The 9,650-nt window shown below is 73.6% G+C and carries 7 protein-coding genes and 1 pseudogene; 4 read left to right on the top strand and 4 right to left on the bottom strand.

The window, feature by feature from the left end:
- Positions 1 to 160: 160 nt before the first annotated feature.
- Complete coding sequence (trpS, locus tag ACFP3V_RS14940; protein WP_380583500.1) at positions 161 to 1,159, bottom strand: tryptophan--tRNA ligase; 999 nt, start codon at positions 1,157 to 1,159, stop codon at positions 161 to 163.
- A gap of 236 nt (positions 1,160 to 1,395) precedes the next feature.
- Complete coding sequence (locus tag ACFP3V_RS14935; RefSeq protein WP_380583499.1) at positions 1,396 to 2,373, bottom strand: phosphotransferase family protein; 978 nt, start codon at positions 2,371 to 2,373, stop codon at positions 1,396 to 1,398.
- A 385-nt stretch (positions 2,374 to 2,758) separates the two neighbouring features.
- Here ACFP3V_RS14935 and rpe point away from each other — a divergent pair, with 385 nt between their 5' ends.
- A complete protein-coding gene (rpe, locus tag ACFP3V_RS14930; protein WP_380583498.1) occupies positions 2,759 to 3,442 on the top strand; it encodes a ribulose-phosphate 3-epimerase in 684 nt (227 codons plus the stop codon).
- A gap of 95 nt (positions 3,443 to 3,537) precedes the next feature.
- Positions 3,538 to 4,998, top strand: a complete 1,461-nt coding sequence (locus ACFP3V_RS14925; protein ID WP_380583497.1) for a GuaB1 family IMP dehydrogenase-related protein — start codon at positions 3,538 to 3,540, stop codon at positions 4,996 to 4,998.
- Positions 4,999 to 5,163: 165 nt separating this feature from the next.
- On the opposite strand, the gene ACFP3V_RS14920 is transcribed toward ACFP3V_RS14925, so the two are convergent.
- The gene (locus tag ACFP3V_RS14920; RefSeq protein ID WP_380583496.1) at positions 5,164 to 6,036 is read right to left on the bottom strand and encodes an NAD-dependent epimerase/dehydratase family protein; all 873 of its coding nucleotides are present in this window, start codon (positions 6,034 to 6,036) and stop codon (positions 5,164 to 5,166) included.
- 101 nt (positions 6,037 to 6,137) lie between these two features.
- On the opposite strand from ACFP3V_RS14920, the pseudogene ACFP3V_RS14915 reads away from it, so the two are divergent.
- Together ACFP3V_RS14915 and ACFP3V_RS14910 are read left to right on the top strand one after the other, a co-directional pair.
- Positions 6,138 to 6,984 (top strand): annotated as a pseudogene (locus ACFP3V_RS14915) (helix-turn-helix transcriptional regulator).
- 55 nt (positions 6,985 to 7,039) lie between these two features.
- Positions 7,040 to 8,008: a hypothetical protein gene (locus ACFP3V_RS14910; protein WP_380583495.1), complete on the top strand. Its 969-nt coding sequence runs from the start codon at positions 7,040 to 7,042 to the stop codon at positions 8,006 to 8,008.
- Between the two features lie 84 nt (positions 8,009 to 8,092).
- Here ACFP3V_RS14910 and ACFP3V_RS14905 read toward each other — a convergent pair whose 3' ends face one another.
- Entirely contained in the window at positions 8,093 to 8,563 is a 471-nt protein-coding gene (locus ACFP3V_RS14905) for an SPW repeat protein (RefSeq protein WP_380583494.1), read from the bottom strand.
- Between the last annotated feature and the right edge of the window lie 1,087 nt (positions 8,564 to 9,650).

Here is a 9,650-nt window from a genome sequence, read left to right as displayed (position 1 = left end):
CCGCCGCCGTGGAGGAGGTCAAGCGGCTGCTCGACGCCGGGCGGATCCCCGAGGCCGTCGCCGTGCTCGGCGGCGCGCTGAGCCGGGCCGAGGCGCAGCACGGTGCGGACTCGCCAGTGGCCCGGGCGCTGCGCCGCCAGCACGCGGTGCTGACGGGACGTCAGTAGACCGGTGTGCCCATCGCGTCGCGCACCTCGGTCAGCGTCGCCTCCGCGACCTGGTTCGCCCGGGCGTTGCCGCGCCGCAGCAACTCCCGGACCAGGCCCAGGTCCTGGGCCAGCTCGCGGCGGCGGGCGCGCATGGGGGCCAGGTAGTCGTTGACGGCCTCGGTGACCAGCAGCTTCAGCTTCTCCGCGCCCGCGTCGCCGACCTCCTCGGCCACCGTGTAGGGGTCGGTCTGCCGACAGAGTGCGGCGAGCAGCAGCAGGCTGGAGACCTCAGGGCGCTGGTCCGGGTCGTAGCTGATGCGGCGGTCGCTGTCCGTCTTCGCGCCGCGCAGCAGCCGCGCGGTCTCGTCCGCGGTGGCGGAGAGGGAGATGGCGTTGCCGCGGCTCTTGCTCATCTTGCCGCCGTCCGTGCCCAGCAGCAGCGGCGCCTCCGAGAGCATGGCCTCCGGCACCGGGAACACCGGACCGTAGCGGTCGTTGAAGCGGCGGGCGATCGTGCGGGTGGCCTCCAGATGCGGCAGCTGGTCCTGGCCCACCGGGACCAGGTTGGCCTTGCAGAACAGGATGTCCGCGGCCTGGTGCACCGGGTAGGTGAACATCAGCCCGCTCACCGCGGACTGCTGCGAGTGCGCGATCTCGTCCTTGACCGTGGGATTGCGGCGTAGCTCGCTCACCGACACCAGGCTCAGGAAGGGCAGCAGCAGCTGGTTCAGCGCGGGGACCGCGCTGTGCGTGAAGACGACGGTCTCCTGCGGGTCCACACCGGCGGCCAGGTAGTCCAGCACCAGGCCCTCGACGTTCTCCTGGAGCCGCTCGGCGACGTCGCGGTCGGTCAGCACCTGGTAGTCCGCGATCACCAGGAACAGCTGGACGCCCTCGCGCTGGAGCCGCACCCGGTTCTGCAGGCTGCCGAAGTAGTGGCCGAGGTGCAGCGGGCCGGTCGGGCGGTCGCCGGTCAGCACGCGGGTGGGGGTGCGGTTTCCGATCAGCATGTCTGCTCCTGGATCTGCAGGTGGTGCGGCGGGTGGGTGGACGGGAGCGGGGGCCGGGAGGACCGGTCCTGGCGGACCGTCAGGCCGGTCCCGCTGACTCGCCGTCGTCGCCGTCGTCGCCGGAGACATGCGAAAGGGCCGCCCTGTCGGTCAGGAACGGCCCGTGCGTACGCGCTGGAAGGATGGCCGCCCCTAGGAGGAGCGCCACCAATGCTTGGGACAGCTGGTACGCGACGTCATGCCGCACAGTGTAGCCGCAGTTCCTCCAGATGCGAGGACAGGTAGCCGCGTGCCCAGGCGTAGTGCTCCGGGCTGGAGGCGCGGAAGCCGCGCGGCTCGCTCTCCACGACCAGGATCAGGCCCAGGTAGACGCGGTAGAGGCAGAGACGGTGGGCGAGCCCCGCGGTGAACTCCAGCGTCCCGCCGGCCTCCCGGTAGCCGCCCCCCACCTCGCTGCCCTCGCCGGCGTCGCCGCCGAACTCCAGCGAGACCAGCTCGGCGGCCGGGTCGCCGTAGAAGGCGCGCTCGTGGTCGATCAGGCCGGTGATGCGTGCGCCGTCGTGGAAGACGTTGCCGGGCCACAGGTCGAAGTGGACCAGCCGGGCCTGCGCCACCTCGGCGAGGCGGTCCCGCGAGGCGCTCACGAGTGAGCTGAACTCCTCGGCGGGCGCGCCGAGTTCGGCGCCGAAGCGCTCGGCGTCGGCGAGCACGGCGGCGACCATCCGACCGAACGCCGTCGGCCAGTCGTCGGCTCGGAGTCCCGCCTCGGGAGCGGGGTAGCCGAAGCGCCCGTCGGGGGAGGGAAGGGCATTGATCCGGGCCGCCAGCCGCCCCAACTCCCTCCTTAGCGGCTCGGGTTGCGACGGCTGGACTTGGTCCCAGGGGCTGCCGTCGAGCCAGGACAGGACCAGGTGGTCCTCGCCGGCGTACAGCAGTCGCGGCGTCGGCACGGCGGCGTCGGCCAGGCTGTTCAGCTGCCGGTAGACCGACGCCTCGGTGCCCAGGATGCCGCGTTCGTAGCGGAGCACCGGCAGGTCGGCGGGCGGGGCGACCTTGACCAGCACCGTCCGGCCGTCCGCGAGCCGGGCGCGGTAGGCGGAGTTGAACATCCCGCCGGTCAACTCCTGCTCCAGCAGGCCGCCCTGGCCGAGCGAGCGGTGCAACAGGGCATCGAGTTCGGCGGCGTCCAGGCGTCTCTTGCTCAGGCTCTCCACGGTCGCACACCTTAGCGCCGTGTCCGGACAGGTCCACCGTGTTGCGGCGCCCGGCACGGCATCTCGCTGCGTTGTCGGGCGCGCCCAAGTACCTGCAGTACGAGGGTGACCCTCCGCCCTGCGACCTTCCCCCAGCTTTCGGCCGGGGGTGCCCGCACCACCGGACACCCGGCGAACCTGTCCGCACACGGCACCTGTGACCGGCTCTCGGACACGTCCCCTCGCCGGAACGCGGACCGGGCCGGTCGCGGGGACACCGGTCAGCTGCGGCGGAGCGATCGCGGTGCGGGATGATGGGCTGGTCGCCGCCGTCGACCGGCGGCCCGCCGTACGCCACTCGCCCCTCGCGCAGCACGCCCGCGCGAGCCGACGGAAAGTGCAGGACATGTCGCAGATCAACCCCAGCATCCTGTCCGCGGACTTCGCCCGCCTGGCCGAGGAGGCGGAGGCGGTACGCGGCGCGGACTGGCTGCACGTCGACGTCATGGACAACCACTTCGTGCCCAACCTGACCCTGGGCCTGCCCGTCGTCGAGTCGCTGCGCAAGGCCACCGACATCCCGCTCGACTGCCACCTGATGATCGACGACCCGGACCGCTGGGCCCCGCAGTACGCGGAGGCGGGCGCGGGCTCGGTCACCTTCCACGTCGAGGCCGCCACCGCACCGGTCAAGCTGGCCCGCGACCTGCGCCGCCTCGGCGCCCGCGCGTCCATGGCGCTGCGCCCGGCGACCCCGATCGAGCCCTACGAGGACCTGCTGCCCGAGCTCGACATGCTGCTGATCATGACGGTCGAGCCGGGCTTCGGCGGCCAGGCCTTCCTCGACATCATGCTCCCGAAGATCCGCCGCACCCGGAGCCTGATCAACAAGCACGGCCTGCAGCTCTGGCTGCAGGTCGATGGCGGCGTCTCGGCGGAGACGATCGAGCGCTGCGCCGAGGCCGGCGCCGACGTCTTCGTCGCGGGCTCGGCGGTCTACGGCGCGGACGACCCGGCCGAGGCCGTGCGCCGCCTGCGCGCCCAGGCGGACGCCGCCACGGAGTCGGCGCCGTGGGTGCAACGCGCGTAGTCGTAGCTTCGTACAGGTGGGGGCCGCCGAACTGGCCCCCACTGTTGTACGCATGAGCAGGAAATGGCGCTGACCTGCACCGTACGCTGGAAGTCATGCGGTTTCTGAATCCGGTGACCGGTGCGCTCGACGCCCGCCCCTCTGCTCCTTACGACCTGACCTACGACGACGTCTTCATGGTCCCCAGCCGTTCGGCCGTCGGCTCCCGCCAGGCGGTGGACCTCTCCACCCACGACGGCACCGGCACCACGATCCCGCTGGTCGTGGCGAACATGACCGCGATCGCCGGACGCCGCATGGCCGAGACGGTCGCCCGCCGCGGCGGCCTGGTGGCGATCCCGCAGGACATCCCGATCGACGTGGTGGCCGAGGTCGTCTCCTGGGTGAAGCAGCGTCACCTGGTCCACGACACCGCGATCACGCTGGCCCCGACCGCGACGGTCGCGGACGCCCTGGCACTGCTGCCCAAGCGCGCGCACGGCGCCGTCGTCGTGGTCGAGGACGGCCGCCCGGTGGGCGTCGTCACCGAGGCCGACTGCAAGGGCGTCGACCGCTTCACCAGCCTGAGCCAGGTCATGTCCAAGGACCTGCTGCTGCTGGAGGAGAAGATCGACCCGCGCGCCGCCTTCGACAAGCTGTCGCTGGCCAACCGCAGGCTCGCCCCGGTCGTCGCCGAGGACGGGAGCCTGGTCGGCATCCTGACCCGCAAGAACGCCCTGCGGGCCACGCTCTACACGCCTGCCGTGGACGCGCAGGGGCGGCTGCGGATCGCGGCCACCGTCGGCATCAACGGCGACGTGGCCGGCAAGGCGAAGGCGCTGCTGGAGGCAGGCGCCGACGTGCTCGTGGTGGACACCGCGCACGGTCACCAGGAGTCGATGATCAGCGCGCTGCGCGCGGTGCGCGGCCTGGACCCGCAGGTCCCCGTGGTGGCGGGCAACGTCGTCTCCCCGGAGGGCGTGCGCGACCTGGTCGAGGCGGGCGCGGACATCCTCAAGGTCGGCGTCGGCCCCGGGGCCATGTGCACCACCCGGATGATGACCGGCGTCGGCCGGCCGCAGTTCTCCGCGGTGCTGGAGTGCGCGGCCGAGGCCCGCAGGCTGGGCAGGCACGTGTGGGCGGACGGCGGCGTCCGCCACCCGCGCGACGTCGCGATGGCCCTGGCGGCGGGCGCGTCGAACGTGATGATCGGCTCCTGGTTCGCGGGCACCTACGAGTCCCCCGGCGACCTGCAGACGGCGGCGGACGGGCGGCTCTACAAGGAGTCCTTCGGCATGGCCTCGGCACGGGCGGTGCGCAACCGCACGTCGGAGGAGTCGGACTACGACCGCGCGCGGAAGGCCCTGTTCGAGGAGGGCATCTCGACGTCCCGGATGTTCCTGGACCCGAAGCGCCCCGGCGTGGAGGACCTGATCGACTCGATCATCTCGGGCGTGCGCTCGTCGTGCACGTACGCCGGCGCGAGCAGCCTGGAGGAGTTCCACGAGCGCGCCATCGTCGGCGTCCAGAGCGCGGCGGGCTTCGCCGAGGGCAAGCCCCTGCACGCGAGCTGGTAGCCCAGAGGCTGAAGCCGGGGGCCGGGCCCGGCCTTCGGCTTGAGGCCGGGCCTTCGGCTTGGGGCCGGGCCTTCGGCTTGGGGCCCGGCCTTCGGCCTGCGGGTTGGCTTGGCTGCCGGGCCCTTTTGCCGGAGGCGCCAGGAAGGCCGGAGGGTGGCGGGGCGCTCAGAGGGCGCCGGCGGCCTGCGCGGAGAGCACCGTCGGGTACTGGGGTTGCCAGCCAAGTACCTTGCGGGCGTGGTCCGTTGACGGGATCTTGTCCCACGGGTCCATGTCGTCCCGGCGCGGGGAGCGGGGGAAGGGGACACCCGCGAACGCGTGCAGGTCCCAGGCGGTGATGCCGGCGTCGTCGCCGATGTTGAACGTCTCGCCCTCGATCCCGGGCGCGCGCAGCGCGCGGCGAACCGCGGAGCAGACGTCGGCGACGTGGACCGTCGCGAGCCGCTGGTGGGCGGGCCAGTCCGCGGCCCGCGGAACGATGTCGCGGAGGTGGGAGTCGCCCTCGCCGTACACGAACGCGAGGCGCAGCACCACCAGCGGCAGCCCCTTGACCTCCCGCAGCCCGCGCTCCGAGGCGATCTTGGAGGCGGGGCAGGCGCCCCACGCCGCGTCCGCGGCCGGCTCGTCGTCCTCGCGGGCGGGACGCCCCAGCCCCGAGGGGTAGACCAGGTTGGTGCTCGTGTGGACGAAGCGCCGCACCCCCGACGCCGCCGCCTCGCGGCCCAGCGCGACCGCGGCGTGGTGGTTGACCGCCCAGGCCTCCTCCTCCGGGACGCCCCGGAACGCCGCCGCCACGTTCACCACCGCGTCCGCCCCGCGCAGCGCCTCGGCGCGGGCGGACGCGTCCCGCAGGTCGCCGAGCACGACCTCCGCGCCCGCCTTCTCCAGCCGGCGCGCCTGCTCCTCGTCGCGCACCAGCAGCCGCACCGTCTCGGGCGGCCGGTTCGCCGGCCGGTCCGCCGCCGTCCACTGGAGCAGCCGGGGTACCAGGGACCTGCCCACCTGACCGGTCGCGCCGGTCACCAGAATCGTCGTCATGTGCCCAGCGTGGAGCGGGAGTCGGGGCACCGGGAGAGACCTCCCGATCCAGGGACCGGCGATCCCTGGCTCGCGGGCGGGCGACCGGGCAGGCTGGGGGAATGAACCGTCCCGAGCTGGCCGACTTCCTCCGCCGCTGCCGAGTCCGCCTCGCCCCGGGGGACGTCGGGCTGCCCGCCGGCGCCCGCCGCCGGACGCCGGGGCTGCGCCGCGAGGAGGTGGCGCAGTTGGCCGGGATGTCGGTCGACTACTACACGCGGCTGGAGCAGCGCCGCGGCCCGCACCCTTCCGTGCAGTTGCTCGCCTCGCTCGCGCGGGCCCTGCGGCTCAGTGACGACGAGCGGGACCACCTGTTCCACCTCGCCGGCCAGCAGCCGCCGCGCAGCACCTCGGCCGCGCAACACGTCCGCCCCGGGCTGCTGCTGGTCCTGGACCGGCTGTGGGACTGCCCCGCCCAGGTGATCTCCGACATCGGCGACGTGCTGGCCCAGAACGACATGGCCAAGGCGGTGTTCGGCCCGGCACGAGGGGGGCAACCTCGTCCGCCGGTGGTTCACCCAACCCGAGTGCCGCACGCTCTTCCCCGAGGAGGACCACGAGCGGCTGGCCCGGACCCACGTCGCCCAGCTTCGCGCCGTCTCCGCCGCTCGGCCTGAGGACCGGCGGGTGCGGGACCTCGTCCGCGAACTGCTCGCCGCGTCACCGGAGTTCGAAGCCCTGTGGGCACGGCACGACGTCGCCGTGCGCCGGACCGACCACAAGCGGATCCTCCATCCGGTGGTGGGCGAGCTCGACCTCGACTGCGAGGTGCTCGCCACGGCGGACACGGAACAGCGGCTGGTCGTCGAGTCGGCCCGGCCGGGCACGGAGGCGGCGGAGCGGCTGGAACTGCTCCGGGTGGTCGGACTGCAGGACCTGGGTTCGTCGGCGACCCGGACGGAGGCGTGACGACGGGGCGTGGCTTCGGGCGCCGCGGGCTTGCCCAGGTGGTATGACCTCTTGTGTGGGGACTTCCGACGATTCCGCCGACGCGTCACTCCTGCGGGACGTGCTCCGGACCGCTCGGCAGGACCCGGACCTGCTGCCCGCCGAAGCGGCCCGCCTGACGGTGGCGCGGCTGGGACCCCGGGTCGCCCGGCGGGAGCCACGTGCGGCCGGGAAGACGCCGGCACCGACGGAGGAGCAGCGGGAGCGGCTCACCGAACGGACCTGCCGGGCGGTGGCCGCCGAAGGTGCCTTCGTCGGCGGCCCCGTCGTCGTGCTGGTCCCGGTGGCGTTCTGCGCGGCGCTGCTGCGCCAACTGCGCGGCGTCCTCGAACTCGCGGCCCTCGCGGGCCTCGATCCCGCGGCGGAGGAACGCGCTGCGGAACTGCTGTTGCTCCAGGGGGCGTACGCGGATCCGGGCACGGCTCGCGCCGCGGTCGCGGAGACCCGGCAGCCCGGGGTGCGGAGCCGGCGGCCGGTGCGGGGGTTCGGCTGGGCCGCCTGGTGGGCGCTCGGGCTGCGCGCCGCGCGCCTGCTCGGGCTGCTGACGCAGGATCAGGCGCGGTCCCGCTGGGCCCAGGTGGGGAGTTGGCTGTTCCTCGGCGTGGTCTTCCTGGCGGGACTGGTCGCGCCGCTGGTCTGGCTCCCGTACATGGCGTGGTCCTACGACCGGGCGACCCGCCGACTGCTGGACCAGGCCGCTGCGTTCTATCTCGGCGTGCCCGAGGTGACGGCCGAAGGGGAAGCCCTGGAGCGGCCCACGCCGCAGGGTCGTCGGCGGGTGGACCCGGCGCTCGTCGGCGGTCTCGTTCGCGGCCTGGGCTCCCTGCTCGTCGGGCTGGCGCTGGTGGCCTTCACGGTGCTCGCCGACCTGACGCTGCTCGGAAGCCGCTGGCCGGTCCTCGCCCTGCTGCTGGCGGTCTCCTCCGGGCTGACCGGCGTGCTGTGGCTGTGGCGGCACGGCGGGTGGCGGCGCCGGCGCCGCTGAGCGGGGACCTGGAGGACGGGGACAGACAGGAGGTCCGGTCCGGGAGTCGGACGACCCCGGACCGGACCCGGTGCGGTTGCCTGGCTAGCGCGCAGCACGGCGGCGGCGAAGTCCGCCGCCCGCGGAGCCCAGGACCAGTCCAGTGGCGGCGAGCCCGCAGAGGCAGGCGATGACGCCGATCACGACGTTGTTCCAGATCATCCCCGCGTTCGGGGAGTGGCCCGGGGTCACCACCCACGGGGAGATGATCATCCAGACGCCGATGAGGGTGCAGGCCCAGCTGAGCCGGAACATCCGGTCCCCGGCAACGCTCAGGCCCATGCCGATGGCGGCCAGTCCCAGCCCGATGATCAGGTTGTTGACGGCCAGGTCCGGGTTGGCGGCGCGGAAGTGCACCACCCAGGGGGAGATGGCCGCGTACAGCCCGGTGAGCAGCACCAGCCCGTCCAGCGCGACCGCCTGACGTCCGGCGACCATGTGCGCGTAGCGCTCCCGCATCTCGGCCACGTCGGGGTGGCCGCTGATGTCGGGCGCGTGATGCCCGAGGTCGGACATCCGAATCACTTCCTCCGCTGAATCGTTGATTCGGGGTTTGTGCCCGGTATGGCCCGGTATGGGTGTATCGGTAGGTTAGCCAGCCGCCGGGGCGGGTGGGTTGCGGTTTCGGCGCTGAAACGGTTGCGGTTCGGAAATGGCGCGGGGTGAGTTCTTCGCGGCACGTGTGCAACGGCATTCGCCGTGGCGCGAGGTCGATGGCCGTGCTGCTCGCTGCGCTCGCGGAAAGGACGCGACGACGGGTTGGGGGTGCCTCGGGGGCCGCCGTTGCCGGGTGGCGGGCTGGAGGAAGCCCGCCGGGTGAGTGCCCCCTCTGTTCGCCGGGCAGTCGGAGGCGCCACGCCCTGGTCTCCACGGCGCGGTCGCCGCCGGACGGCGAACGTTGCGTCGAACTGCCCACCGGTGGCCGTGAGTTGTGCCTGCCCGGAGCCGAGGCCCCGCGCGGCGGGGAGGTGACGTGGCGGGTTTGCCGACAGGTGTACCCCTCCTTGCTCCAACCCGCCACGACCCAGGAACCCGTGTCCCCGGAGGCGCAGCACGGCGATGGCGGGTTGGCGAGAGCCCCCGGCTGATGTGCTCCGACCCGTCTCGTCCCTGCGGGGGTCCGCCCCGGGGCGGGGCCGGCGTGGCCGCCTTGGCGGGTTGTCGATGGTCGGCCGTCGATGTGCTCCAACCCGCCACGGTCCTGCGGGGGTCCGCCCCGGGGCGGGTCAGGCGTGGCCGCCTTGGCGGGTTGTCGATGGTCGGCCGTCGATGTGCTCCAACCCGCCACAGTCCCCAGGTCTTCGCGCCCGGCCAGAACGGCACCCCCGCCATGGCGGGTTGCCGAGGGCGGCCCTCCGCCTGGCGGCTACCCACCACGACTCGCGGGTGCCGCCACGGGGACTCCGGCGCAGCCGCAACGGCGGCCGGCCCGCTCCCACCCCGCACCCGGGGCAGCGGGCCCGCCACCCCTCCCTCCCCGTCGCGTCGTTGAAGCGAGCGCCAGCGAGCAGCACGGCGGGTCAGATCCCGTCACCCTCAATGCCGTTGCACCCCAGGGGGTCCCGTCCCCGCCCCGCGTGCGTGCCCGCCCCCCTGCGGGTCC

The sequence above is a fragment of the Streptacidiphilus monticola genome, assembly GCF_042658505.1.
GTDB classification, from domain to species: domain Bacteria; phylum Actinomycetota; class Actinomycetes; order Streptomycetales; family Streptomycetaceae; genus Streptacidiphilus; species Streptacidiphilus monticola.
This window is presented reverse-complemented; position numbering and strand designations above follow the sequence as displayed.